The organism is Teredinibacter purpureus (genome assembly GCF_014217335.1).
GTDB classification, from domain to species: Bacteria; Pseudomonadota; Gammaproteobacteria; order Pseudomonadales; family Cellvibrionaceae; genus Teredinibacter; species Teredinibacter purpureus.
On sequence record NZ_CP060092.1, the window covers coordinates 2,809,401 to 2,835,417 of the forward strand.

The window sequence follows — 26,017 nt, forward strand, 5'->3', positions numbered from 1 at the left end:
ACGGGCTAGCCGTAATCAGTAACCGTTGCCGTTATACGATTAATCTCGGCTTACCGCAAGAGGTCCCCATGCTTGGCAAACGGGCATAACTTCAAGGCTATTGATGTTAACGTGCGCCGGAACGCTGGTTACCCATACAATAATGTCCGCGATATCGGCCGCCGATAAAGGTGTTGCATTATCATAGACCGAATCTGCTTTCTGTTGGTCTTGATTAAACCGTACCAATGAGAATTCTGTTTCTGCCATGCCTGGGCTAAGCTCGGTTACGCGAATGTTGGTGCCCAGCAAATCGGCTTTTAAACCTTTTGTGAATTGCTGCACAAACGCTTTTGTTGCACCGTAGGTGTTGCCACCTGGGTACGGCCAACTGCCGGCGATAGATGCAATATTAACGATATGCCCGCGATTACGCGCCACCATGCCGGGAAGAATAGCGCGTGTCATATGCATGAGGCCGGTAATATTTGTGTTGACCATCGTATCCCAATCATTCAGGTCGGTTTCGTGGGCGGGTGCAATGCCTAGGGCTAAACCCGCATTATTGATTAAAATATCAATACTTTGATGTGAGGCGGGCAGTGTTTCGAGTACGTGTGAAACGGCGTTGCGGTCAGTTACGTCTAAGGCTTGGATAAACACATTACACTGTTGGGATAGCTCGCTTTTCAAAGCTTCCAGCCTATCCAGCCGACGCGCCAGTAACACGAGGGCGTAGCCTTTTTGTGCATACAGCCGGGCGCAAGCAGCACCAAAACCAGAAGACGCGCCTGTAATTAATACGGTGGTGGGCATAACAATACTCGGAAATTTAATTGGAACGTAACAATACGCTATTTAACGTGGTTACCAAATAAAAAAAAGCCTGATTAATATCAGGCTTCGGTATGTTGTTTTTACAACCTGAGGCCTATGTATTGGCTTCTAACCATTTGTCCAAGTCGTCAGCTGTGCCAATATGCTTGCCATCAATAAACACCTGTGGCGTGGTGCCTTGGCCGGAAACCGCGGTAAGCGAGCTATAACTTACACCGTTATCGCCCAGTACAATTTCTTCATACTTGAACTTATTTTTTGACAGGGTATTTTTTGCGCGTGTGCAATGAGGGCACCCAGGCTTGCTAAACAGCGTGACGCGCTTGGGAAGCTCTGCGTTGGCATTAATGTGGGCTAACATTGTATCTGCGTCACTCACCTCAAAGGGGTCGCCAGGCTTGTTGGGTTCGATAAACATTTTTTCAATAACACTGTTTTTAACGAGCATGGAATAGCGCCATGAGCGCTTACCAAAACCGATATCTGATTTATCGACGAGCATACCCATGCCTTCGCTGAAATCGCCGTTACCGTCGGGAATAAATCGAATATTGTCAGCGTGCTGGTCTGCGCTCCAAGCATTCATTACAAAGGTATCATTCACAGATAAGCAAATGATTGCATCCACGCCTTCTTTGAAGAAAACCGGTGCAAGCTCATTGTAGCGCGGTAAGTGTGTTGATGAGCAGGTAGGGGTAAATGCACCGGGAAGCGCAAATACGACAACGGTCTTGTCTTTAAAAAGAGCGTCGCTGCTTACATCCAACCAGTCATCTCCGTCGCGCGTTTTAAATGTTACGCTGGGTACTGTTTGGCCTTCTCTATTCTCTAACATGTTTAAATCCTTGGTTTATTGAACAGGTTTTGAACTATTGATTCTTTAAAAATGGGTTGATGGGGGCGTCTTCGTCCTCCTCTTCGTGCTCCATTTTTTCGAGCGATAAACTTCCGAAGCTATTGTCGTCTTCGGATACTTGCGCTGCTACTGATTGCGCATCTTCAGTGGATGGTTCTGCGTTACCTTCGCCTAGTTTAATGCGTAGCCGTAAGTTATTGGCGGAATCTGCATTCGCAAGTGCATCATCGAGCGTTATTTTACCGGTTTTATGCAGCTTATAGAGAGCGGCATCAAACGTTTGCATACCGAGGTTTTCAGACTTCTCCATAATTTCTTTAATATCGGTGAGGCGAGCTTTCAAAATCAGTTCTTGTATGGTTTTGGTGCCGAGCAAGACTTCAACCGCGGCACAGCGCTTGCCGTCCAAGGTGGGGACTAATCGTTGCGAGACTATTCCGCGCACATTCTGGGATAAACCCATTAGTAATTGTGGGCGTCGCTCCTCGGGGAATAAATTGATGATCCGCTCAAGCGCCTGATTTGCATTATTGGCGTGTAATGTGGAAATCGCGAGGTGGCCAGTTTCTGCGAACTCCAGCGCATGTTCCATTGTCTCTCTATCACGAATTTCTCCTATTAATATGACATCAGGTGCTTGTCGCAGAGTATTTTTCAATGCATTGCGGAAACTGCGGGTATCGACACCGACTTCCCGTTGATTAATGACGCTCTTTTTGTGTTTGTGCACGTACTCAACGGGGTCTTCTATGGTGATAATATGACCACCAGAATTGGCATTACGGTGGTCTATTAGCGCGGCGAGAGAGGTGGATTTACCTGAACCCGTGCCGCCAACAAATAGCACTAGCCCGCGCTTTGTCATGATAATGTCTTTAAGTACCTCGGGGAGCCCTAACTGATCAAATTGAGGAATATCAGTGTTGATATTACGCGCAACAATCGAGACCTCGTTGCGTTGTTTGAAAATATTAATGCGGAAACGACCAATGCTGGGAATAGAGATGGCGAGATTCATTTCTAACTCATGTAAAAATGATTCTCGTTGCTCCTCATCCATTATCGAGTTTGCGATACTCTCAATTTCACCCGCTTTGTAGGGCGTTTGAGAGAGGGGTTTGAGGGTTCCCTGGAATTTTGCACACGGTGGTGCACCTGTGCTGAGGTAGAGATCTGAACCGTCTTTTTGAGCTAAAACTTTAAGGAAGGGGTCGATGGGAGTGCCCATGGTATCTCCATGCATTCGAGGTGCCGAGTAAGGATACAGGAGAGTATAGCCAGCTCATGGAAGGTTGTAGGTTCTATAGAATTTGATCTATGCGGCCGCTACCCTTAAAAAAAAGTGACACGCACTATCATTTGGACGTCGCTGAAAGTAATATAGTCAAATTGACTTAAACTGTGGCAGAAGCTCCTCCTATCCTTCGGTTACGTAAATTCATGTAGACTTGGGGGCAAAAGGGGGGTAGCCGTACCAATTTGTGGGCAGTGGAAACTGCATGCGCCAACGAATTGGTTTGATTATCAATCCAGCAGCGGGATTGTCGCTATGCGTTCAAACTTTGCTGTTTTCAAATAATAACTAAGACGTAAATCTTATGACGACAACAACAAATGGAAAGCTCTCGGTAAGGGAGAAAGTAGGTTACAGTCTTGGAGACTTTGCAGCCAACCTGGTCTTTCAAACGCTTGTAACGTATATCGTGTTTTTCTATACCGACGTGTATAAGTTGAGCAATTCAGCGGCTCAATCGGTCATTTTTTGGTGTGGCATTATCGGTGGGGTTTTGTTTGCCCCCGTGATGGGCATGATCGCAGACCGTACCAAAACACGATGGGGAAAGTATCGCCCATGGATACTGTTTACGGCTATCCCATTTGGTGTCCTTATATTCTTCACGTTTTCAACGCCGAATTTCGGCGAAACGGGCAAAATTGTTTACGCTTTTGTAACCTATTTGCTGCTGGTTTCTCTGTACACCGCTAATAATTTGCCTTACGCATCCTTAAGTGGCGTGCTCACCGGTAATATGGCGGAGCGCAATAGTCTGTCGGCCTATCGGTTTGTTGCCGTTATGGGTGCTCAGTTCATCATTCAGGTACTTATGCTGCCCATTATTATGATGGCCGGAGACGGCGATCAAGCGCTAGGTTTCGAAAAAATAACCTTGGTCTTTGCGTTTGTTGCAGTCGCTTGTTTTATCGTAACTTTCTTAACCACTAAAGAGCGGGTTGTTGCTCCTCAAGAAAGTGACTCACGTGTTGTCGATGATTTGAAAGATCTGCTCGGTAACGTTCCGTGGCTCATTATGCTGGGCGTAGTCGTGCTGGTCTTCGTCACGCTTGCACTGAAAGGTGGTATGTATATTTACTACTTTGATAATTATGTGAGCGAGCCTGCTTTAGCCGTTTTCCTAGAAAATATGGGGTTCAATAGCTTTATCTCAGGGCTCACATCCTTCTTTGGCAGCCTTGGTTTTGCCTTTGAATGGCCGGAAAGCCCAGTGGCTTCCGGTTTTGGGCTGTTTAACGGTAGCGGCATTATAATGATGATTGTCGGCATCGGTTTTTCCAAGCCACTGGCTGATCGTTTTGGTAAACGCAATATTTACGGCATTTTCCTTGTTATCTCTACTCTCTTTGTTCTTGCCTTTGTGGCGATACCCCCAGAGTCGGTAGGTACCATGTTTATTAGCCAGATTCTGCACGGATTTTTCTACGGCATTACTATTCCATTATTATGGGCCATGATTGCGGATGTAGCCGATTACTCGGAGTGGAAGAATAATCGCCGCGCGACGGCTGTTATTTTCTCCGCCATGATACTGGGATTAAAAGGTGGCCTTACCGTGGGAAGTACTATCGCAGCTATGGTGTTGGCTTCTTATGGTTACGACGCCAACCTGGAGTCTCAAAGCTTAGAAACGAAAGAGGGCATTAAGTTAGCCGTAAGTGTCTTTGCTGCAATCCCTTTCTTTGTTGCAGCAGCCAGCATGTTTTTCTATCAAATTAACAAAAAAATGGAAACGCAAATTGAAACTGATTTGGCAGCGAGACGACCTGCTACAGTGTAAATACATTCAATGAACAGGGCGCTTAGATAGCGCCCAATTTTTAAGATTTAAAAGGTTATTAAACTCATGGCTGATGAAGAATACTCAGAATTGGATTTTGATGAAGTGAATGCGAAAGCCATTTCGCAGCCGCTGGTCAAGAATATATATACGGCTGATCCGTCCGCACATGTCTTTAACGGAACACTCTATATATACCCCTCACACGATATTGATGCAGGGATTCCGTTCAATGATAACGGCGACCATTTCGGGATGGAGGATTATCACGTAATCTCCATGGATTCCCCTGAAAGCGAAGCGGTTGATAATGGCGTAGCGTTACATGTTAAAGATGTGCCGTGGGCAGAGCGCCAAATGTGGGCGCCTGATGCTGCGCACAAAGCTGGAAAGTACTACTTATACTTCCCTGCGAAAAAGGCAGACGGTATTTTTCAAATAGGTGCCGCCGTTTCTGATTCACCTACCGGCCCATTTGTTGCTCAACCTGAAGCCATTAAAGGCAGTTACACCATCGACCCCGCCGTTTTCGAAGATAACGACGGTGAATACTATATGTATTTTGGTGGTATCTGGGGCGGTCAGTTACAGAATTATCGTAATAATCAATACGGTGCTAATACCACAGAGCCAGCCGATGACGAACCAGCCTTAGGCCCCATCGTTGCCAAAATGAGCGATGACATGCTGGAGTTCGCCGAAGAACCCCGTGAAATCGTAATGTTGGATGAAGACGGTAATCACGTTCTGGCTGGTGATCACGAGCGTCGTTTCTTCGAAGCATCATGGGTACACAAATACAAGGGTAAGTACTATTTCTCGTATTCCACCGGCAATAGTCATTTCTTATGTTATGGCATTGGTGATAGCCCTTATGGCCCATTCACCTATGGTGGACGCATCTTAAACCCAGTAGTGGGTTGGACCACGCACCATTCTATATGTGAGTATGAAGGGCGTTGGTTTTTGTTCTACCATGATTCAACCTTATCAAAAGGGGTTACTCATCTTCGATCTATTAAGATGGCGGAAATTACTTATGATGAAAATGGCAAAATCAACACTTTAGACCCTTATATTGGTTAAACGCCAACACAAATAGTGTTTCTTTTTTATGAATCTGCCAGCGCAATGCTGGCAGATTATTCATTTTCCTATTGTTTGTTTGTTTGTTTGTTGCATTACTTTCCTTCTTTTTTCTTTTTAGTGTTTTCTTCAAATGTGTGGGTCTCTTTCGGTTTTGGGCTAGACTTACTCAACAGTGCGTTGCTGCGTCACTTAAGTGTCAACTTAATGCTAGTGAGAGTGGAGGTCGTTATGTCTACGGAGGAGCGTGCGTGTTGTTATCAAGGGCCAAATGGAGAGCGTTGTGACGATACCGCCGAGCACGATGGTTTGTGCTATTGGCACGATGAATCTAAAAAAAAACGGGAGCCCGATCTTGTTGAACGTTTAGAGGCGCGCGCTAGGACAGGCAAACCCATGATTGGGTTTAGCCTACGCAATACCGATTTAACGAGTATTAACCTTGTTCGCCACGGTTCTTCTGAAGGATATTGTTTGATCCATAGTGATCTATACCGCGCAGATTTAAAAAGCTCCCACCTTTTTAATATCGACCTAACCGGCACGTCTTTAATGAAGGCCAATCTTACCAAAGCGAATTTGAATTGCTCCACTTTAAAAAATGCTAATTTACTGGGCGTAATATTAGAAGGCACTAAAATGGATAATGTCGCGTGGGATAATGCCGTAAGACAAGAAAAAATGGCATATGTAACCAAGAATGACCGAGAGCAGCAAAGCGACTACTTCGAGCAAGCCGAAGAAATATACCGAAATTTACGCCGTACAACGGAATCACAAGGTTTATTTGAAAATGCTGGGCGATTCTTTCAAAGAGAAATGATAATGCGGCGCTACCAACTGCCTCGCTACAGCGCGCGCAGAATGCTCTCTAAGCTTGTAGATTTGTTTTGCGGTTATGGTGAAGAACCCTCTAGGGTTGTTAGCTTTTCATTGGCCATTATTTTTTCCTTTTCCGTTATTTATTTTTTGGCAGGTATTGCAGACGGTGCCGTTGAAGTGCAGTACTCCTCTGATCTATCGGTTAAACATAATGTCATCACGTTTTTTCAATCGCTTTATTTTAGCGTTGTCACGTTTACAACATTAGGCTATGGCGACTTGTCGCCGGTAGGGTTTACTCGAGCATTTGCGGCCATTGAAGCGTTTGTTGGCAGTTTTACGCTGGCGCTGTTTGTTGTGGTCTTTGTGAAAAAAATGACACGTTAAACCTACGGCCGTGTAACGATTGTTGTTTGCATACTATGAGGGGGACGTTATTCTGGTGCGGTAAACATTTCGTCGGGTGAAAACCACAACGTTTTATCGTGTAAGGGGGTATCTTTTGGAAGGGCATCATTGGTAAGTGTGTAGATAGTTCTATTGATGAGCTTGGAACGTCGAATATCTTCACCAAAATAGGCCATAAATAATTGTTGGAATGACCCGTCTTTATAGGCTTCGAGGAAGCCGCGTTCTAACGCTTGCGCCAGTAGTTCATTTTCGTTTGCCACAAAAAAGTAAAAGGCACTGGGATAATTCAGGGCAATATTATTATCAATAATCGTGTTCAAATTGTCGTTCGGGTTAGTTTCAATCAGATGTTTTTCGAGCCGTTCAATTTCATCCCATATTTCGATGATACCTCTTGGGAAGTAATCAATTCGCTTGTTTTGCAATAAATTATAAATGCCCTTCCAATTGTAAGAGGTTCGCACGTTAAAATGATGATTTTTAAGAATAGCGGTATCCGGCCAGTCGTGACCTTGTCCGGCTTTAAGTGCCTTTAATGTGTTAATACTGTTGATTGAGGAAAAAAGTTCGGCATTGTCTTGATGGATCATCAGCAATCGCCAGCCGATTAAACCACGGAAAATCGGTACTCGAATGGGCCGTACCTGTTCTTCTCGCGCGGTATCGGTATGCATCCAGGTGACGTGAAAGCGGCCCTCTTTTAAGTAACGGATATTACGCGTAGTGGGCACCGGTGGAATGGGCACCGCCTCTAACAGGAAAGGCTGCCCAGATTTTGTCAGAGCTAGTTGCAGTAGATCAACAAAGTATTCGAACCGGTGGGTATACACTCGGTCTTCGGGCACCACAATATGACGCACTAGTAATACGTCGTTAGTGGGTTCTGCAGTGTTGTGTGTGTCAGCGTGTGCGAGTACGGGCACTAAAACGAACATAATTAAGAGACTATGGCCATTGGCTGGCCAGAGGACGAGAGCGCGCAGGATTTTGGCAAGAATAGCGATTGTAGTTCCTAGGGCAATTACCCGTCTTTTAGACGATCAATTCTACGTTAATGTTTTTTAAGCCGTTATTGAATCATAGCTAATCTTCGACATAAATATCGAGCGATTTTACCGATAGAAGTGGCTGCTACAGTGTGAAGGGGCTATTGCTGGCCTGCCGCTTGGATTCTAACTGTTAACGACATTACGGGCTCGTAGTGATCAGCATGTTTAACGGGCTGATGTTTTCGGTTGAAATGGCTGATTGGCAAGTGGGGAAAATAGAGGGCTCATGGGTGGTGTGGAATAGCAAACAGGGCTCGCCAGTTAGGCACGGGCAGGTTTCTGACGTTACACGGATTTAACCCTTAAATACTATTAGATTCATATATTTAATTTAATATATCTATCGCATTGAGGGCGGTAGATTGTACGGGTAATTGAACGGCCTACATCGAGTGGTTCAGGCTTAACCTCAACCCTCAATATTGCACCGGTAGGCAAAACCCTTCAGCAGGAGATTTATCATGCAAGACAACAGTAGTGGCTCGTCAGGCAAATGTCCCGTTATGCACGGCGGTAACGTAAAAATGGGTGGTGGCACCCAAAATATGGACTGGTGGCCCAACCAACTAAACCTTAGAATTCTTCATCAAAATAGCGAAAAAATCAGCCCTCTAGGCGATGACTTCAATTATGCCGAGGCTTTCGAAGCGCTCGACTTAAGCGAAGTTAAGCAAAACCTTACAGAGGTGATGACCGATTCGAAAGACTGGTGGCCCGCAGATTATGGTCACTATGGCCCTTTTATGGTGCGTATGGCGTGGCATGCGGCCGGTACTTATCGCACCGGCGATGGCCGTGGCGGTGCTTCTACCGGTAATCAGCGTTTTGCCCCACTGAATAGCTGGCCTGACAATGGGAATCTCGATAAAGCTCGCCGTTTGTTATGGCCCATTAAGAAAAGGTACGGCAATAGCCTCTCGTGGGCCGATTTGTTTATTTTGGCTGGCAATGTAGCCATTGAATCCATGGGCTTGAAAACCTTTGGTTTTGGTGGGGGTCGAGAAGATATTTGGGAACCCGAAGAAGATGTTTACTGGGGCGCAGAAAGTGATTGGCTGGGTAATGAGCGTTATTCCGGTGAGCGCGATTTAGAGAACCCGCTTGCGGCTGTGCAAATGGGCTTAATCTACGTTAACCCAGAGGGCCCCGATGGTAATCCAGACCCCATCGCTTCTGGTCGAGATATACGCGAAACTTTTGCGCGCATGGGTATGGACGATTACGAAACGGTTGCTCTTACCGCCGGTGGACACACCTTTGGTAAAGCTCACGGTGCCGGAGACGCGGCGCATGTTGGTGCTGAGCCAGAAGCTGCGCCCATGGAAGAAATGGGTTTTGGTTGGGCAAGTACTTATGGCAGTGGCAAAGGCCGGGATACGATAACCAGTGGTATTGAAGGTGCGTGGACAGCCAACCCTATTCAATGGGATAACGGATATTTTGACGTCTTGTTTGGTTATGAATGGCAACTTGTTAAAAGCCCTGCCGGTGCAAACCAGTGGGCACCAAAGAAACTTGCTGAAAAAGACCATGCACCTGATGCAGAAAATGCCAGTAAGCGTGTTGGCCTAATGATGACCACCGCAGATATGGCCATGAAGGAAGACCCGGCTTACCGCAAAATTTCCGAGCACTTCCATAAAAATCCCGAAGAGTTTGCCGACGCGTTCGCCCGTGCATGGTTCAAACTTACCCACCGTGACATGGGGCCAGTCAGTCGCTACAAAGGTAAAGAGGTTCCGAGTGAAACCTTAATGTGGCAAGACCCATTGCCCGCAGCCACAGGTAATGCCATCAGTGGCAATGATATTGCGAACCTAAAGGCACAGTTGCTTGAATCTGGGCTGAGTGTTTCCGAGCTGGTTTATACCGCATGGTCATCTGCCGCAACATACCGCGGTTCTGATTATCGTGGCGGCGCAAACGGCGCACGTATTCGTCTCGCGCCGCAAAAAGATTGGCAGGTGAACCAACCTGAGCAACTGCAAAAAGTATTGGGCATATTCGAAGGTATTCAGAAAACTTTTAACGATACTCAAACCGCCAATGTATCGTTGGCCGACCTCATTGTTCTTGGTGGCAGCGTTGCAATCGAAAAGGCGGCACTTAATGCAGGGCATGAAATAACCGTTCCTTTTATGCCAGGTCGTGTGGATGCTTCACATGAACAAACCGATGCAGAGTCGTTTGATGTATTAGAGCCTATTGCTGATGGTTTTCGTAATTACAGCAAGAAAAGTTACCGAGTGTCGGCCGAAGAGTTATTGTTGGATCGCGCACAATTGCTCACCTTAACGGCACCGGAAATGACCGTTTTAGTCGGTGGCATGCGTGTGCTCAATACGAACTTCGAGAACGGTCAGCAGGGTGTTTTTACCCATAACGTGGACATGTTAACCAACGATTTCTTTGTTAATCTCACTGATATGAATACGGTATGGAAGCCCATTCCCAATGTTGCCGGTGAATTCGAAGGCCGTGACCGCACTACCGGCGACGTTAAGTGGCGGGCAAGCCGTGTAGATTTAGTGTTTGGTTCCAATTCACAGTTGCGAGCGCTGGCCGAAGTGTATGCTTGCGATGATACAAAAGAAAAATTCGTTCAAGATTTTGTTAAAGCATGGGTGAAAGTGATGAATGCTGATAGATTCGATTTAAACTAAAACCGCTAGACGAGCCCCTGAAAGCTTTTTAATTTGAAGGTTTCAGGGGTTTTTAATGTGTTGGGTTACTTAGGTTTTGGTCAGAACGTTGTAACGCTGATTGAGTCTTAAGGTAGGGGGAGTATTACGGTGCTCCGAGCGTATCGAAAGCGGCCTTTAGTTTCTGATTAATGTCGTCGTTGGTAATGCGTTTTTCCTCACTACTAAAATTATCGAAGAATGTAGGAACAGAAAGGCTCGCTTTAAGTTGTCCACCGAAGTAGGGCGCTGACTTACCCGCTGCTTCAAGTACATTTTTGGCGCCGCCGGGCCCTGGCGATGTTGCCAGTAATACCATGGGTTTGTTTTGAAATACTTTTGGGTTAATACGGGACATCCAATCGAAGATGTTTTTGTAGGCAGCGGAGTATGAACCGTTGTGTTCCGCGTATGAAATAATAAGCGCGTCGGAAGTTCCAATTCTCTCAAATAATTGCAGTGCAAGTTGCGGTATTCCCCCCTCCATTTCCTTATCGACACTAAAAATGGGCAATTCATAATCGCGCAAATCGATTACCTCACATTCGTGTAATGGGAGCAAAGTAACGCTATAGCGGATTAATTGTTTGTTGATGGATTTGGCGCTACTGCTGGCAGCAAAGGCGAGAATTTTCATCGTATGGTTGCCCTGTCGTTAGTAATTTTTGTATGCTTAAATGAGAAGTATTTAAGCATATTACGTCGTTTTAGGTATTCGTGCTTCCTTCTTCAATCTTAGCGCCCAATTTTACGTAATGTAAGTTTAGGTGTTCAAACGGGCTACGATTACTGCTGCTCGTTAATCTAATGATAGGGGTACATTTTCTTGGTTTAATTGTCGTGGAGGGCGGGGGGTATAGTACGCACCTGTATGAGTGAAGGTTAATTATGCGTTATTGCGATAGCCATGGGCCTGTTTTGGACGCTGGCTTTGTAATGAAAGACTATTCTCGCTAACGCAATCAGGATGATTTTCGTGCCTTCCTTGTTGTATGCGTTACTCATCTACCCTTGTTAAAGTTGTTCTATCGGTCGTGCACGCCAGAGGCTTTATAGCGGCCAATAAATGTACGAGGTAGGCAGCGTTCTACACGATGGTAATGCCGTTTTTCGCGCGATGACATTGAGCTGACAATTTCATTGCTAAACTGATCCATGACGAAACGGATCATTGTCAGATTTCTTAGGGATACACCACTTACAATTAAAAGGCATTCGCATGTTATCGAGCCGACTCCATACTTTAGTGTTATTCACACTTATAGGCGTTTTTTCTTCGTTTGTTCAAGCCAATCGCTATGAGGCAGAACTTGATGCGTTACTGGCTAAAATGACGCTGGCCGAAAAAATAGGACAAATGAACCAATACAACGGTTTTTGGGACGCAACGGGCCCGCAGCCAGACGAGGGCGATGCGAAGAAAAAATACGAACATTTGCGCGAAGGCTTAGTTGGTTCGGTTTTAAATGTGTCTGGTTATGAGCGAGTGCGCGAGCTTCAATCATTTGTGGTTAATGAAAGCCGTTTAGGTATACCGCTAATCTTTGGTCTTGATGTGATTCATGGCCATAAAACCATTTTCCCTATACCGCTGGCCGAATCCGCAAGCTGGGATATGGAAGCGATTGAGCGTTCTGCCCGATTAGCGGCAATAGAATCATCTGCGCAGGGTATTAATTGGACGTTCGCGCCTATGGTCGATATTTCCGAAGATGCGCGTTGGGGGCGAGTGGCAGAAGGCGCAGGTGAAGATCCCTACTTGGGGCAGCATATTGCCGTTGCGCGAGTCAATGGGTTTCAGGGGGATGATTTATCGGCGGTTGATACTATAGCGGCCTGCGCAAAACATTTTGCGGGGTATGGTTTTGCCGAAGGTGGGCGTGATTACAACCGTGTCGACGTTAGCCCGTATACGTTACACAATACTATTCTTCCTCCGTTCGAAGCCGCCGTAAAAGCGGATGTTAAAACAATCATGAATGCGTTTAATACATTAAATGGTATACCTGCATCGGGCTCTGAATATTTACAGCGTGATATATTAAAAGGTAAGTGGGGCTTCCAAGGTTTTGTTGTATCGGATTGGGCATCGATTAAAGAAATGGTTGACCATAGTTTTGCGACTAATAATGAGCATGCCGCGGCGCTAGCGGTTAAAGCCGGTTCAGATATGGATATGGAAGGTTATGCCTATGTGAATCATTTGGAATCGTTAGTAAGAGAAGGCAAAGTTGATGAAAAGCTCATCGATGATGCCGCTCGCAGAATATTGCGAGTGAAAATGGAATTGGGTTTGTTTGAAGATCCTTATAAATATACGGATAAAACACGAGAAGCAGAGGCTCTCTATCATCCATCACATTTAGCCGCTGCGCGAGATATGGCTAAACGTTCAATAGTATTGCTAAAGAACGAAAAGCGTCTTTTACCGTTGAATAAAAACCAGCAAAAAATAGCTGTTATTGGGCCGCTTGCTGCGGATAATAATAGTGTGTTGGGTACGTGGCGTGTTTCTTCCGACGATCATTCAGCCGTGTCTTTGGTGGATGGATTAAAACAATATTCCAATCACTTTACCTACGAACAGGGCGTAAAGTTCAGCATTGGCGAAGAAGCATTCTCTCAGCATATTATTGCCAATACCACGGATCGAACGGGTATCGCCGAGGCTGTGGCGCTGGCAAAAGAATCGGATGTAGTGGTGATGATGTTAGGTGAGCATGGTTTTCAGTCCGGTGAAGGTCGAAGTCGTTCAAACATTCAATTGCCAGGGTTGCAGCAAGAGTTGCTAGAAGAAGTTTATGCCGCAAATAACAATATTATATTGCTCGTCGCTAGTGGTCGGCCGTTAGATTTAAGCTGGGCAGATGCGCATATTCCAACGATTGTTCAAACATGGCAGCTGGGTACTGAGAGCGGTAATGCGATCGCCGATGTGTTGTTTGGGGAGTATAACCCCAGTGGCAAGTTACCTATGAGTTTTCCTCGTAATGTTGGGCAACTTCCTACGACCTATCGTCAGTTGAGTACTGGGCGTAGTACGCCGAAAGACAATGTGTTTTGGTCGCACTACACAGATATTGAAAGTGACCCGTTGTATCCCTTTGGTCATGGGTTAAGTTATACCGATTTTAAATACTCGAAGCTAAAAGTAAAAACGTTAAAGGATAACCGCGTAAAGATTAGTGTGAAGGTTAAAAATACGGGAAAATATGAGGGTGAAGAGGTTGTACAGCTTTACCTTCGTGATCGAGTGGCTTCTACGGTGCGGCCAGTAAAAGAATTGAAAGGTTTCAAAAAAATACTCCTCTCTGCTGGAGAATCTCAGAAAGTTGAATTTGTTCTAACCGAAAAAGAGATGGGCTTTTACAATGCCAAAGGCGAGTTTTTACTTGAAGATGGCGACTTTGATGTAATGGTAGGGGGTGGTTCTATCGACGGTTTAACGGATAGGTTTACGTTATAGCGGTATTACGTTTATAGCGTCTTAGGTTGACATTAATCGTTACCCGTTCGAATTTGAACGGGGTTTTGCAATGAAAACTTAAAACGCTCAGTTTATTAGAGCCATGGATGGCTCAATTTCCCAACAAAATAACGGTGATGGTACTGTTTTGGGTGCGGTCACGGGTTTGATAGGGAGCCCGTGCTTGGAAGGGCAGGCTTACGAAGGTGGTAGTTGCAGCGGGGCAGCAAGTGATTAGGGCTGGGCACAGGCCCTTGCAGGTACCGAATACCTTAAATGGCACCGGTGGCTTTGCCGGATACAGTGATTGGCGTGTCCCTAATATTAAAAAAATACTGTCGATTATAGAAGTGCCTTGCTCCTCCCCATCGATTAACAGTGATCGCTTTCTTGCGGCCTCTATCGGTAACTACTGGACGGGACAGTCTGGTTGGGCCGTGTACCGACAGTAGTTGTTTTGTCTTCTAATCTCTAGCGAGTGTATTAATTTGGGCTCGTGCCTTACTCTTCAGTGTGTTTTATCATAAGCGCCTTAGTAAGGGTAGAGGTGCTAGGCACGGATAGAATTTTTCCGTGCGTAGATTGGCATGCAGTTTTATAAAGAGCGCGATTAAACGTTTAATGTGTGAGGTTGAGTAAACGCAACCATATCCTCTAAGGGAAGCGGTTTGGCAATGAGAAAGCCCTGCATTCCATCTACGCCGATTCGCGTTAGAACGTTAAGGTCCTCTTCTCGTTCAATACCTTCAGCAATTACCTTTATATTCATGTGTTTCGCCATTTCTACAATGCCCGATACAAGCGCTTGATGGCGAGGTTGCGTGTCTATTTGTTGAATTAAAAATTGATCGAGTTTCAATAGGTCAATATCAAGGCTTAGCAGGTGAGTTAGGGATGAAAAGCCTGTACCGTAATCATCTAGCGCAATGGTGATCCCCTCACGGCGTAGCCGATCAAACTGGTCTTTACAATCGTCTGCTTTGTTAATGATTTGGCGTTCTGTGAGTTCGAGGCACACTTTGGTTGCGGGTAGTCGAAATTCATGTAGCCAGTGTAGAAATAGATCGCAAAAATGTGGGTGCTCCAGTTGTGAGGCGCACACATTGATAGAGATAGTTCCGATTGATTTCTTGAGCGTGTTCAAATGATGTAGGAGCGTCGCCGATTTTTGAACGACCAACCGTGTTATATCGTTAATTACTGGTGAGCGTTCGGCGAGGTTGATGAAGTCGTCAGGAGGCACGCTACCTAACTCCGGTGAATGCCAGCGTACTAGCGCTTCTACCGAAAGAGAATTATTGTTTGTAAATAGCAGAGGCTGAAAGACTACGTCGAACTCTGCGTTGCTCGTGGCTTTTCCTAAGCACTGCTCAATGCGGTGTACGCGGGAAAACTGTTCTGCCATGCTTTCGGTAAAAAAACAAACATTACTTGATGTGGCATTCTTAGCTTCGTACATTGCAAAGTCGGCATTTTTAAGAAGAAGATCTAGGCTGTCTGACTCAGGGTAAAACGCTACGCCTATGCTTGTGCGCATCATAAGTTGACTGCCTTCGATGACAAAAGGGGAGGCAAAGGCCTGTTCCAGCCGTGTCAATAGTGGATAGACCTCATTATCGTAGTGGAGAAGATCCGTTAGCACGACAAATTCATCGCCGCCCAGCCGTGCGAGTAAGTCTGAGTCGCGCACCTCTTGTTCCAATCGGTTTGCGAGTTGTTTTAATAGTTCATCTCCTACTAGGTGGCCGTAGCTGTCGTTGACCTTTTTAAAACCATTGAGATCGAAAAACAATAGGGCCACGCTCATTTTATGGCGTTTAGCGCGAAAAATAACACGGTTACCTGCTTCGTGAAGATAGGTGCGATTAGGGAGGCCGGTTAAAGGGTCGTGTTTACTTTGTGCCTCTAACTGCATATTTCGGTAGGCGGAATCTTCCAGTGCATGGCGTAACTGTTGTTCTATTAGTTTGCGCTCTCTTGCGTAATAGAGACTGCGGGAGAGCATGTCTGGCGTAATATCATTTTTGGAAAGGTAGTCTTGAGCGCCGTTATGTAAGGCCTCTACCGCTACGTCAAAATTATCTTGGCCAGTAAGAACTACAATCGGTAGGTCTGGAAACCGGAGGCCTAGCTCGGAAATATTCACCACTCCTGATCGATCCGGCAAATCCATGTCGAGTATTAAAACTTCAAAAGAGCCATTGGCCAGCGTTTCGGTGATTTTCTCAAAGCGATCGACGCACACAATATGACATTTTCCATCAAAGGCTTGGCTAAGCATTTCTTTTACCAGTGCTTCGTCTGCGGGGTTATCTTCCACCATCAGAAAAACGTGCTGGTAGGTGCTCTCGTGTGATCGTTCGAAATCTGTCGCAGTAGCCGCAAGTGCTGTTTTCATACGATGATCCCTTCTGTGATTGTTCATGCTTGCGCCAATGTGCAGGTTATACAGAGACCACCTAAAGGGGATGAGCTAAATTCTAGGTGACCACCGTGCAGTTGTGTAATGCGTTCACAATAGCCGAGCCCCATACCAATACCGGGGTATTCTTCTTGCCTGTTTAGCCGTTTAAACGGGCGGCTTAGCTCAATCCAATGCTTCTCGTTAACGCCTATACCATTGTCTTCCACACAAATGGTTATGGTGTTTGGGGTGTTGTCGATACGTATGCGAATCTGCGGCGGTATGTCTGTTGTGGGTGAATGAAACTTTAAAGCATTCTCCAGTACACAGTAAAAATATAATTGCCATTGTTCTGCATCGCCGTTTATCTCACAGGCGCTTGGCACATAGTCTATGGTTGCGTTGGTTTCCAGCAGTTGGGGTTGCAGTTTGCGTAGGGCCAATTGCAGTGCTTCGTCTATAGTAAAAGGCTTTAACGTTTCTCTATGGGTTTCTAGTCGAGAGTACTGTAGTAACGCGGCAATCATACTTTGTGCCTGTTCGCCATTTTCCTGAATTAACTGGAGCCAGTAGCGTTCCTTATCATTTAGTTTGGCGTCAAGATTACGTGATAGAAGAAGTGAAAACTGTACGACTGCACGCAAGGGTGCTCCCATGTCGTGAGATAAGCCGTAGATTAGCTGTTGAAGATTCTGTTGCGGGTGTTCGAGGGGTTGGTCTTTTTCAATGTTTATGATAACCGACATGTTAGTCACCCTTCATTGGTAGGCGTACAATTTCAATCCAGAAATGTTCTATCATTTGTATCACTTTGATAAAATCGTCGAGCTGTACCGGTTTGGTGATAAAACAATTGGCGTGTAGGTTGTAGGCGTGCTGAATGTCGGTGGCGGCTTCTGAACTAGAGAGTACAACAACGGGGATTTTACCCAGCGTATCGTCTTGCTTTATGGCCTTGAGTACCTCGCGCCCGTCAATTTTTGGGAGGTTTAAATCCAATAGAATTATATCTGGGCTGTTAATGTTAAAGTAGACACCACGTTTGTATAGGTAGTTTAGAGCTTCTTCCCCATCAGTTACCACATCCAGCTGGTTATTGAGTTTTCCGAAATTAATTAACCCTTCGCGCGTTAGTTCTACATCGCCAGGGTTGTCTTCTATAAGCAATATATTGATTGAACCCATGATACCGTTATCCCTAGCGATGAGTGTTGAGTGGTAGTTTTACGACACTTAACCAGAATTCTTCAATTGACTTGACAGCCAATAAAAATTTATCGAAATCTATAGGTTTGGTGACGTAGCTATTGGCGCTGTGTTGATAGCTTCTTGCTACATCCTCGCCCGCATCGGATGATGTCAACATAATAACGGGGATGCGATGGCTGGCTGGATTATTGCGAATGGCCGCTAGAATTTCAAACCCGTCTATTTTTGGAAGATTTATATCCAAGAGTATAATGTCAGGTAAATTACGTCCCTCTTCAATGTAGTCTAGTGCTATTTGGCCGTCCTCAATAACGTCTAATTGATTAGCGATATGAGCATCCTCAAATCCGGTTCGCACAAGCTCAATGTCACCTGGGTTGTCCTCAATGAGTAGTATTTTGGCTGGTTTTAATGCCATGTTAGATCTCCAATGGGTGTGATGCGGAGGGAGGTTCTTTGAATTCCTCTAATTTTGGCCATACGATGATGAAGCGAGTACCTTGGCCCAGCTCTGATTCAATGTGTATTAACGCTCCGTGCTGTTCTACTATTTTTTTGCATATCGCGAGGCCAATGCCGTTGCCGGGAAATTCATTTTTACTGTTTAGGCGCGTAAATATTTGGAATAATTTGGGTTGGTATTTGGGGTCGATTCCAATACCGTTGTCTGTTACAGCTATTTCCCATCTACCATTTTTATCTTCTACCGTTATTTTTACTTTTGGTTTTTCGGAGTGATTAAATTTGATGCCATTGCCCACCAAATTCATAACTAGCTGGAACAATTGTGAAGGTACGGCGCGAATACAGGGTAGAGATGGGCTCCAGGAAAACTCGGCATTTTTTTCGTTTAGCATTGCTGATAATGTAGAGTAGGTTTGTGCGCAAATCGTTGTTAATTCCACGTCAGAGTATGCATCGGTGTTTTGATCTAGGCGGCAGAAAGTGAGGATATCGCTCACCATTTCTCTCGCGCGCGCGGCGCCATCCGTAATATATTGTAAATAGCCGAGGCTTTTTTCGTCTAGTTTTGTTGCGGCGTGCTTTTCGAGTAATTGACTAAAGCTTAAGACCATTCGTATAGGTTCTTGTAAATCATGCGAGCAAATAAACGCGAAACGTTCTAGTTGCTCGTTGGAATGCCGAAGCTTTTCCAACGTAAGGTCCATCTGTCGGTTTTTATTTTCTAATTGCTTCATTGTCTGGCGGCGTTCACTTACATTCAGTAACGAGATGGAAATAAAGGGTTCTTTATCTAGCGTAATAGGCGCGAGTCCAATTTCTAGTGGTATTAACGAGCCATCTTTGTGCTGGCCTGCCAATAGAGTGCTGCTGGCGGCCATAATGCGGGGCTCCTGATCGTGAGCAAAACTCTGTCGCAATTTGTCGTGTTTGGCTCGGCTCGTCATGGGCACCAGATCTTCAACCTTCATCGATAATAGTTCTGATTCGTTATAACCAAATAGTGTGCACGCCTGGCTATTGATATCACATATTTTTCCGTGATTGTTAACCAGCATAAACCCGACGGGTAAAAGGTGATTAATACTTTGGTAGCGCTGCTTAGCTTCTTTTAGTGCTGTGCGATCGGCGACGAGATCCTCTGTTTGACTTTGTAATAAAATATGGGCGTGTTCAATATACTTATTTCGCCTCAGTAGTTTTGCCCTACCGTCCTTAACCTGCCGAAGGAACTTTCGGTTGTGGATAGTAAAGGCACTAAGGCCAAGCAGGAAAATAGCGGCTATTAGCACAGTACTAATAATAAGTGAACGCTCAAGAGCAGTGGTGACTTGATTGCCGAGGCGTTGCCCTAACTCGACGTTGAGCGTTTGAAGGGAATCTATACGCGCAACAAATTGTTCGTGCCATGCTTTAATGCTTGCGGGTAATTCGTCTTTCGGTGTGATGGAAAAATCCCTTGCCAAAAATTCAGATTTAAACACCTCGAGCGCACGATTTTCCTCTATTAATGCTGGCCACTTCCCCCAATCGTCGAGTGACATTGAGTTGTAGTAGAAATTATCTTTAGCGGATTCCCGAAGGTGTTGCTGAAATTTATTCAGTCTAAGGATGTTTGATGACCCATAATTATTATATTCAGTAAAAATTGGGGTAAGTTCAATTGCGCTTAGATAACGTTCTCTACCACGTTCGTTGAGGGTAAACTGCAAATGAATCAGCAGCGTATTTCTTTCCGCAGTCCTAGCCACTTGCTGTTGGTTAAAAATCAGCAGTACCATGCTTAGCATTATGGCGATAATAATGTAGAGTAATTTCATCCGTGGGTGTCATCTACATTGGCCAGGTACTTTTGTGTATTACCTTGTGCTCTTAGTAGGCCGTTTACTTCACGCTTAAGTTCTAAAATACGTGACTCTCGATCGAGCGACTGTTGGTGCAAAGCTTGAGAGCGACAATGTTTTTCTTCTGCCTCGGCCAGCGCCGCTTGGCTTTTCTCATACGCTTGCTTTATACCGGGGATGACGATTAACTCTGGTAATTTTGGGGCCAAAACAATGGCGGTTACGACAGAGACAGCGGCTGTGAGCATCTTTAACCATCCTTGGTATTCATAGGCTGGGTACCAAGTGACATAAATGTTGACTAGGTGTGTGGTGCCACACAGTAAAATAAAAGCAATAAACAGACCTAGTATGTTGGCATAAGGAATACTGTCTTTACGTTTAAATAAAAGAATGCCGAGTACAACCGGTATTGCATAATAAGAAAGGGCTATTGCGGCGTCTGAGATGACGTGTGTCCAAAGGATATCAGGCCGCCATAGGTAACAGTGGCCGTGCGGCATAAAGTTTGGGTTGGATAACAGTTCAAGCCATTGCATCGCGTAGTCCTTTATTGTTGGAGCAGTCGTTTAGAGTTTTAGGCTACGACGGTATTCGGTGGGCGGTTTACACATACAGTTTAAATCTAGGCTATAAGTGCAGGGTAAACAAATTATTCTGTTTGGGCATTGTCCTTAAGTTTTTCATGGGTAAAAGTGTTTGTGTAACCTGGGGTTATTCGTTGGCGAAAAATACCGGGGTTTCGCGCAATGTTTTGAATGTATTAGGCGGGGGGCTGAAATGAAAGGGGTAGTGAAGGCTGGTGTCGTCAGCGTAAATATGCGCTGACCTTTTTGAGCTTTGTGTGTAAGGGTGAAGCCTAATACTCGACCGTAGGCCCATTTTTAATAGGGCTATTGCTGAGTGCTGCGCTAGCAGGTTGCTTCATGTGAAGGGCCTGAAAAATGCTTTGGTAAGTTGTTGAAGGGGTACCGTAAATATCGGGTTAGGGGGCTATCATATTGAATAATGTCTGGGGCCAGTTAAATAATTGCTCAGCTATACTGACTTAAGTGTTTGAGAGGGCTGCGGGCCTAACATCTGATGTGGTGTTTACCTAAAATAATGGCTTATTGCGCCTGGCGATGTAACCAGTTGAACTATAAAGGACGTTTTTTATTGATCAAATGTAGGAGTGTGGCTTTGTATGCTTCCGTCGATGCGTGGTTGAGACGTTGCCGGTTAAGTGTTGCCCTCATCTTTTGTTTGGCGAGCTTTTTTGTGGTCTCTCCGGTGTCTGCTGTGCCCACTTTGGAAGCGTCTGTCGCGGTTCGCTATACTGCGGATAATCCGTTGATCGTTAACCATGTGGCTAATCTTAATCAATATTTGTCTACTCGAGAAAAGTATTTTATGGCGGTTCTAACCTTAGCGTTAGAACATTCTGGTGTGCCTTTTAAGTTGAACCCGGTAGAACTTTTACGTCATTCAGAACCTAGGGGCGTGCGTTTTCTCTATCATGGAAAATTTGATGTGCATTGGCTGAATACGACGAAAGAGCTTGAAGATGTTCTTTTGCCTATACGTATTCCGTTGTTCAAGGGGCTAATCGGCTGGCGTGTTTTACTGATTCGAGAGGCTGATATGGAACGCTATGCCGCAATCGACAGTATTGATGAGTTAAAACAATTGGTCGGGTTACAGGGGCTAGGGTGGCCGGATACGGACATCCTGTTAAAGAACGGGTTCGAAGTGGTGACAGCGACAGATTTTTTTACGATGTCTCGAATGTTGGCCTATTCAAGAGGCGATTTTTTCCCTAGGGGTGTTACGGAAATCTGGGGAGAACTGGAAGCCTATTCAAACCCAACGTTGACGGTTGAGCAGAGCATTGCGCTGGTTTACCCCGCGGCTTACTATTTTTTTGTGCAAAAGGGAAATACGGTATTACACGGTATTATAAAAGGGGGGTTACAAGCTGCCGTGGATGATGGCTCATTCGACGCGCTATTTATGACGTATTTTGGTGAGCGAATAGCGCGCAGTCAGTTACATAAACGGACTATTTTTCACTTGGATAATCCCTATCTACCACCTCTAACGCCGTTAGAGCAGAAGCGGTATTGGTTATCACTCGATTCGATACTGAGCGATCGCGCTGTTGATGAATGACCCTAACGCAAGAGCGGCCCAGCCCTAGAGCTGTAAAGAGGATTCTTTTCCGGTATGTCAGAGCGGTATAAGAACCCGTTTATTCATGCTAATGCACGTTTTAAAACTCAACATCGAAGAGTGTAGTGCGGTAGAATTACGCCTCTTCTTTGTCCCTCTTTTTCGGAGTTCTCTTTTGTCTAAGCCCACGCTGTCAAAATCTTCATTTGGCGAACTTTCGCTCGATTCGGCCTTACTGCGCAACCTGGAGGATTTAGGTTATCAACAAATGACCGATATTCAGGCCGCTGCTTTACCTCCTATTATTGAGGGGGCGGATGTTATCGGCAAGGCGAAAACGGGGTCGGGTAAAACGGCCGCCTTTGGTTTGGGGATATTGAATAAGCTGAAAGTTGAGCGGTTTCGCGTACAAACATTGGTGCTTTGCCCCACTCGAGAGCTAGCGGATCAAGTGGCTCGGGAGTTGCGAAAACTTGCTCGGGCTGTTCATAACATCAAAATTCTTACACTTTGTGGTGGTATGCCTTTTGGCCCTCAGGTGGGGTCCCTCGAGCACGGAGCGCATATTGTGGTGGGTACGCCTGGGCGCGTTGAGGAGCATGTTCGCAAAGGTAAATTACTGTTGCAGCATGTGGACACTTTGGTGCTGGATGAAGCGGATCGTATGCTAGATATGGGGTTCCAAGCGTCGCTGGACGCGATTATTGAGCATGTGCCTGCCGGACGGCAGACGTTACTGTTTAGTGCAACGTTTCCCAGTGGCATAAAGTCATTAGCGGCACGCGTACAGCGCGACCCATTAATGGTAGAGGTTGCGGCAACCCATTCTACATTAAGTATTCAACAGCATTTTTATCGTGTTGATGATAACGCCCAGCGCTTACAGGCGGTGTGCCAAGTGTTGCAGCACTTTAATGCAGAGTCGACTGTGATATTTTGCAATACCAAGCGTGAAACCGATGAAGTGGCTGTTTATTTAAAAGACCAAGGTTTTACGGCTTTAGGGCTTCATGGCGACATGCAGCAAAAAGACCGAGATCGAACACTCGTGTGTTTTGCGAACAGGAGCGTGTCAGTGTTAGTGGCCACAGACGTTGCTGCGCGCGGTTTAGATATTGAAAAGTTGGATATGGTTATTAATTATCATTTGTCGCGAGACCCAGAGGTGCACGTGCATCGAATAGGTCGAACGGGTCGGGCGGGAGAGAGCGGTAAAGCGGTGAGCTTAATCAGTGAAAAAGAACGCTATAAAATTGAGCGGTTGGAAGGTCTTTTGGGGCAACCTATTGAAGCTGAGCCCTTGCCCCTGCCAGACGAAAGTTTTGTGCCACAAAAACCACCAATGGTCACTATTCAAATTGATGGTGGGAAAAAACAAAAGGTAAGGCCTGGTGATATTGTTGGAGCTTTAACAGGAGAAGGCGGTATTGACGGCACGCAGGTCGGTAAAATTCATATATTCGATCTTTGCGCTTATGTGGCGGTAATGCGTGAGGCGTCTCGTGCTGGGTTAAAAAAATTAAGTAACGGTAAATTGAAAGGGCGGGCGTATCGAGTGCGGGTGATAGGGGTATAACACGAAGGTGCTATACCGATTGTGCGTTTGGCTTTAGTCGCGAAAGCGATAACTCAGTAGCGGTTCTTCAAAACTAAGGCGGCCGAGCTTACCGGCCCGCAGTTCGCGAATGAGCATTTCTCCGGTACGTTTTAAGTCTGGGCGCCCGTTTTGCATATAGCCTTGTTTTTTGCCGAGTAATTCGAGTACTTCGTGAGCGGATTGGGGTAATGCTTTTAGCTGGTAGCGTTTTGTTATAAGTTCGGGATAACGCTGTAAGAGGTAATCTACCGCAAACAGGCCAACGTCATCATACTCCAATGCGGTATCGCGAATTGCGCCGCTAGCAGCAAGCCTATAATTGATCATGTGGTTCGTTGCACCGGGCCAGGTCATCCCTGGGGAGTCAATCAAATAAAACGTATCTGAAATGTGGATTTTTTGCTGCGCTTTGGTAACGGCGGGCTCATTACCTACCGACGCTATTTTTTTCCCCACTAAGGTGTTAATAAGCGTGGATTTCCCAACATTGGGAATACCCATGATTAACGCGCGGATTGGTTTGATAAACGATTGGCCACGGTTAGGTAGCATTTTTTGAATTCGTGCTGGAATGGTTTTAGCCGTTGACCGGTTTTCGGTGGTAATTGCTAAAGCGTCGGTATCGCGTTGTTCGCGAAAGTAGGCCTGCCACTGTTTGGTGATGGCGGGGTCTGCTAGGTCGGATTTACTGAGTACTTTTAGGTATGGCTTGCTCCCCCGTAGGGATTCAATCATGGGGTTGCTACTTGAATAAGGAAGCCGAGCATCGAGCACCTCGATAACGACATCTACAGCTGGCATAACTTCTTTAATTTTCTTGCGGGCCTTGTTCATGTGGCCCGGATACCAGTTGATTAACATACAATACCTAGCAGTTAGGCTTTTTACGGCCAGTTGATATTTACCGGAGAACTCAAATAGAAAGTTTACGTTTCCGTGAGCCATTGGGGGACGATATAATACACGCATTCTGGCGTTGGCGGTTAGTCGCCGCGCGCATGATAGTGAAACAGATCGTGATCACCCATAGTGGGGTGGTCAAATAATAGGAAATGAAGTGATAAACGAAATAGCTGAAATGCTTGCTGAGCATGCTCAAGAAACAGCATTCCCCCTTGAACTCCCAACTATGGATCAATTGGTTGAAGCGCAGGAAGCGATGTTGATATCAGTTCCTGTCGAAATGCGGGATTATTTGTTGCATTCCAGCAACGTTATTTACGGTCACTTGGAACCTGCGACGCTAGCAGACCCGAATAGCCATACCTATTTACCCGAAATGGCTGCCGAGGCGTGGGATAAGGGAATGCCACGCGAACTATTGCCGTTGTGCGTTGATGGCGAAAGTGTGTATTGCGTTGCCGAGGAGGGCGAAGTATTTCTTTGGGAAGGTAACGACGATTTATTAGCGATTTCCGATGATGTTTGGCAGTGGGTGCGAGACGTATGGCTGCAGAGTTAGGCTAGTATACTGGATGGCTATCTAAGTGTTGGAGGGGTGTTTTGCCCCTTATCAACGGTTTGTTTTACCGCGCTCTATTCGTTTCTTTACCCCACTTATTGTTTAATAAGCCTGCGAGCGCACTAGGTTCTCGTCACTCTTTTTTGTTGTGGTTTCCTTGTTCTACTCAATAATGCTGGTTGCGAATTGATGTGTTTCACTCTCGTGTATGCCAGCACGGTAACGTATGAGTGTAAATCGAATAATTGAGTCAATTTCTGTTAGAAACCAGAAACTTATTATTTTGTATTTGCCGGTATGTATCGCAACCAACTATCTAAATTTTTCGTATCATTTTTGGTGAATATTTTTAATGCGTGCTCTTCCGTCATACTCTTTAAATTTATTAAGTTTTCAACGGCTATTTAGTTAGTTTCGCTTAATTTAGAATTAAGAGCACTGAAGTGCGTGAAGAACATTACTATGCTGCCGATTATAGGTAGATCGAACATCGCAAAAAACCATTCACTATCCTCAATTGTTCATGTTATTCCATACTTTTGTTGTCGTGCTTATAAGGCATGTAAAGTGATGGGGTGGTATAGCTTACAGGTCAATATTTTGTCGCTTAAACAATGCATACCTTCA

General features: G+C 45.4%; 22 protein-coding genes. 9 read left to right on the top strand and 13 right to left on the bottom strand.

The window, feature by feature from the left end; all coding sequences use genetic code 11:
- Positions 1-39: 39 nt before the first annotated feature.
- From H5647_RS12370 to H5647_RS12380, 3 genes are all read right to left on the bottom strand, one after another.
- Positions 40-795: an SDR family oxidoreductase gene (locus H5647_RS12370; protein WP_045858921.1), complete on the bottom strand. Its 756-nt coding sequence runs from the start codon at positions 793-795 to the stop codon at positions 40-42.
- Between the two features lie 115 nt (positions 796-910).
- Positions 911-1,651 (bottom strand): glutathione peroxidase, encoded by a 741-nt coding sequence (locus tag H5647_RS12375; protein ID WP_045858924.1) that lies wholly within the window; start codon positions 1,649-1,651, stop codon positions 911-913.
- 34 nt (positions 1,652-1,685) lie between these two features.
- Entirely contained in the window at positions 1,686-2,900 is a 1,215-nt protein-coding gene (locus tag H5647_RS12380; protein WP_045858926.1) for a PilT/PilU family type 4a pilus ATPase, read from the bottom strand.
- Positions 2,901-3,270: 370 nt separating this feature from the next.
- Here H5647_RS12380 and H5647_RS12385 point away from each other — a divergent pair, with 370 nt between their 5' ends.
- From H5647_RS12385 to H5647_RS12395, 3 genes are all read left to right on the top strand, one after another.
- Positions 3,271-4,746 (top strand): MFS transporter, encoded by a 1,476-nt coding sequence (locus H5647_RS12385; protein WP_045858930.1) that lies wholly within the window; start codon positions 3,271-3,273, stop codon positions 4,744-4,746.
- A gap of 66 nt (positions 4,747-4,812) precedes the next feature.
- Positions 4,813-5,832 (top strand): glycoside hydrolase family 43 protein, encoded by a 1,020-nt coding sequence (locus tag H5647_RS12390; protein WP_045858933.1) that lies wholly within the window; start codon positions 4,813-4,815, stop codon positions 5,830-5,832.
- 231 nt (positions 5,833-6,063) lie between these two features.
- A complete protein-coding gene (locus tag H5647_RS12395) occupies positions 6,064-7,041 on the top strand; it encodes an ion channel (RefSeq protein ID WP_045858934.1) in 978 nt (325 codons plus the stop codon).
- A gap of 47 nt (positions 7,042-7,088) precedes the next feature.
- Here the strand turns inward: H5647_RS12395 and H5647_RS12400 are convergent, their stop codons facing one another.
- Positions 7,089-8,000, bottom strand: a complete 912-nt coding sequence (locus H5647_RS12400) for a substrate-binding periplasmic protein (RefSeq protein ID WP_082087047.1) — start codon at positions 7,998-8,000, stop codon at positions 7,089-7,091.
- Between the two features lie 575 nt (positions 8,001-8,575).
- Here H5647_RS12400 and katG point away from each other — a divergent pair.
- Positions 8,576-10,777, top strand: coding sequence for a catalase/peroxidase HPI (gene katG / locus H5647_RS12405; RefSeq protein ID WP_045858937.1), 2,202 nt, complete (start codon positions 8,576-8,578; stop codon positions 10,775-10,777).
- 124 nt (positions 10,778-10,901) lie between these two features.
- Here the strand turns inward: katG and H5647_RS12410 are convergent, their stop codons facing one another.
- Both H5647_RS12410 and H5647_RS12415 read right to left on the bottom strand, forming a co-directional pair.
- A complete protein-coding gene (locus tag H5647_RS12410) occupies positions 10,902-11,432 on the bottom strand; it encodes an NADPH-dependent FMN reductase (RefSeq protein WP_045858939.1) in 531 nt (176 codons plus the stop codon).
- 388 nt (positions 11,433-11,820) lie between these two features.
- Entirely contained in the window at positions 11,821-11,967 is a 147-nt protein-coding gene (locus H5647_RS12415; RefSeq protein ID WP_162926384.1) for a hypothetical protein, read from the bottom strand.
- Between H5647_RS12415 and bglX the strand changes: the two genes are divergently transcribed.
- Positions 11,967-14,261 (top strand): beta-glucosidase BglX, encoded by a 2,295-nt coding sequence (bglX, locus tag H5647_RS12420; RefSeq protein ID WP_200911584.1) that lies wholly within the window; start codon positions 11,967-11,969, stop codon positions 14,259-14,261. The genes H5647_RS12415 and bglX overlap by 1 nt on opposite strands.
- 206 nt (positions 14,262-14,467) lie before the next feature.
- Complete coding sequence (locus H5647_RS12425; RefSeq protein ID WP_082087048.1) at positions 14,468-14,713, top strand: Lcl C-terminal domain-containing protein; 246 nt, start codon at positions 14,468-14,470, stop codon at positions 14,711-14,713.
- Between the two features lie 158 nt (positions 14,714-14,871).
- Here the strand turns inward: H5647_RS12425 and H5647_RS12430 are convergent, their stop codons facing one another.
- Genes H5647_RS12430 through H5647_RS12455 form a run of 6 tightly spaced genes read right to left on the bottom strand, consistent with a single transcriptional unit; the run spans position 14,872 to position 20,719 of the window.
- The gene (locus tag H5647_RS12430) at positions 14,872-16,659 is read right to left on the bottom strand and encodes a GGDEF domain-containing response regulator (protein ID WP_045858943.1); all 1,788 of its coding nucleotides are present in this window, start codon (positions 16,657-16,659) and stop codon (positions 14,872-14,874) included.
- A gap of 23 nt (positions 16,660-16,682) precedes the next feature.
- On the bottom strand, positions 16,683-17,411 hold the full coding sequence (locus H5647_RS12435; RefSeq protein ID WP_045858945.1) for a sensor histidine kinase: 729 nt from the start codon (positions 17,409-17,411) through the stop codon (positions 16,683-16,685).
- Between the two features lies 1 nt (position 17,412).
- A complete protein-coding gene (locus H5647_RS12440; RefSeq protein WP_045858946.1) occupies positions 17,413-17,850 on the bottom strand; it encodes a response regulator in 438 nt (145 codons plus the stop codon).
- Positions 17,851-17,863: 13 nt separating this feature from the next.
- Positions 17,864-18,292: a response regulator gene (locus tag H5647_RS12445; protein WP_045858947.1), complete on the bottom strand. Its 429-nt coding sequence runs from the start codon at positions 18,290-18,292 to the stop codon at positions 17,864-17,866.
- A 1-nt stretch (position 18,293) separates the two neighbouring features.
- Positions 18,294-20,156, bottom strand: a complete 1,863-nt coding sequence (locus tag H5647_RS12450; protein ID WP_045858950.1) for a sensor histidine kinase — start codon at positions 20,154-20,156, stop codon at positions 18,294-18,296.
- Positions 20,153-20,719 carry a hypothetical protein gene (locus tag H5647_RS12455; protein ID WP_045858951.1) on the bottom strand — a complete coding sequence of 189 codons (567 nt, stop codon included), beginning with the start codon at positions 20,717-20,719 and terminating at the stop codon, positions 20,153-20,155. The genes H5647_RS12450 and H5647_RS12455 overlap by 4 nt, the downstream gene beginning before the upstream one ends.
- Positions 20,720-21,362: 643 nt before the next feature.
- On the opposite strand from H5647_RS12455, the gene H5647_RS12460 reads away from it, so the two are divergent.
- Positions 21,363-22,331: an amino acid ABC transporter substrate-binding protein gene (locus H5647_RS12460; RefSeq protein ID WP_162926385.1), complete on the top strand. Its 969-nt coding sequence runs from the start codon at positions 21,363-21,365 to the stop codon at positions 22,329-22,331.
- A 175-nt stretch (positions 22,332-22,506) separates the two neighbouring features.
- Positions 22,507-23,907, top strand: coding sequence for an ATP-dependent RNA helicase DbpA (gene dbpA / locus H5647_RS12465; protein WP_236074879.1), 1,401 nt, complete (start codon positions 22,507-22,509; stop codon positions 23,905-23,907).
- Positions 23,908-23,940: 33 nt separating this feature from the next.
- On the opposite strand, the gene ylqF is transcribed toward dbpA, so the two are convergent.
- Positions 23,941-24,789: a ribosome biogenesis GTPase YlqF gene (gene ylqF / locus H5647_RS12470; protein ID WP_045861350.1), complete on the bottom strand. Its 849-nt coding sequence runs from the start codon at positions 24,787-24,789 to the stop codon at positions 23,941-23,943.
- A gap of 196 nt (positions 24,790-24,985) precedes the next feature.
- On the opposite strand from ylqF, the gene H5647_RS12475 reads away from it, so the two are divergent.
- Complete coding sequence (locus H5647_RS12475) at positions 24,986-25,390, top strand: SMI1/KNR4 family protein (protein WP_121495376.1); 405 nt, start codon at positions 24,986-24,988, stop codon at positions 25,388-25,390.
- Positions 25,391-26,017 lie beyond the last annotated feature (627 nt).